Origin of the sequence: Ureibacillus chungkukjangi (genome assembly GCF_003217295.1) — a bacterium.
GTDB classification, from domain to species: Bacteria; Bacillota; Bacilli; order Bacillales_A; family Planococcaceae; genus Ureibacillus; species Ureibacillus chungkukjangi.
In genome coordinates this window covers 1-1,400 of the sequence record NZ_QJTJ01000082.1, presented here as the reverse complement: position 1 = coordinate 1,400, position 1,400 = coordinate 1, and the positions used below count along the sequence as shown (strand labels likewise).

General features: G+C 35.7%; 1 pseudogene. It reads left to right on the top strand.

Going from position 1 to position 1,400, the window contains the following annotated elements:
* Window positions 1–22: 22 nt before the first annotated feature.
* Window positions 23–1,368 (top strand): annotated as a pseudogene (locus BJ095_RS18835) (IS3 family transposase).
* Window positions 1,369–1,400 lie beyond the last annotated feature (32 nt).

Here is a 1,400-nt window from a genome sequence, read left to right as displayed (position 1 = left end):
TAACTTTTACGGGGGTTTTTTTATGGCTAAATTTTCTATCGAACAAAAAATTCAAGCAGTTGAACGTTATATAAATGGGCATGAATCAATGAATGGAATCGCGAAGGATATTGGTGTTACTCGGCGTGTAATCAGTGATTGGGTTCGTCTTTATCAAGAGAACGGTAGAGAGGCATTCCTAAAATCCTATACAAACTATTCTGCTGAGTTTAAAATGAATGTACTTAACTATATGAACGAAACAGGTACATCCTCTATTGACACAGCTGCGATATTTAACATTTCATCTCCTGGCTTGATTCGAACTTGGAAGATAAAGTTTGAAATTGGTGGTTATGATACTCTTGTTTCTAAGTAAAAGGGGCGACCACCTATGAAAAAGGACACGAAAACTTTACCAGCTGAAGGATCTGTAGAAGAACTAGAGGCGCGTATAAAGCAACTGGAAATGGAGAATGCATATTTAAAAAAGTTAAACACTTTAGTTCAAATGAAAGAAAAATTACCAACCAAATCAAAGCGCAAGTAATTTATGAACTAAAGGAAATCTATGAAGTGGTGGAATTAATTAAAGTCGCTGATATTCCACGTAGCACATATTACTACTGGGAAAAGCGTTTAAATCGTGATGATAAATATGCAGAAGTTAAAGCTGTTATTCAGTCCATTTACCACGAACATAAAGGGCGTTACGGGTATCGTAGAATTGCTAAAGAATTAAAGAAATATGGCTTCTCTCATGATCCAAAAACAATTAATAAATTGATGAATGCCATGGGCATTAAATGCGAAGTACGTATGAAAAAATACCGATCATACAAAGGAAATGTCGGGAAAATTGCACCGAACATTTTACATCGTGATTTTACAGCGAAAAACATGAACGAGAAATGGGTAACGGACGTAACAGAATTTCATTTATTTGGTGAGAAGCGTTATTTATCTCCAGTATTAGATTTATGTAACGGTGAAATCATTGCCTACACGGTAATGAGTCGCCCAGTTTATAAATTAGTTGGCGATATGTTAAAACAAGCAGTAATGCGGCTTCGACCAGATGATCAAGTCCTTCTACATTCAGACCAAGGTTGGCACTATCAAATGAAACTATACCAACGAACATTAAAACAACATAATATCACACAAAGTATGTCCCGTAAGGGCAATTGTTTGGATAATGCAGTCATTGAAAATTTCTTTGGCTTACTAAAATCTGAGCTACTTTATCTGCAAGAATTTGAGAGCATGGAGCATTTTGAGAAGGAACTATCGGATTATATTCACTATTATAATAACAAACGTATGAAGGCAAAATTAAAAGACCTAAGCCCGGTGGAATACCGAACTCAGGTCCTTGAAGCAGCTTAATTACATATGTCTAACTTTCTTGGGTCAGATCA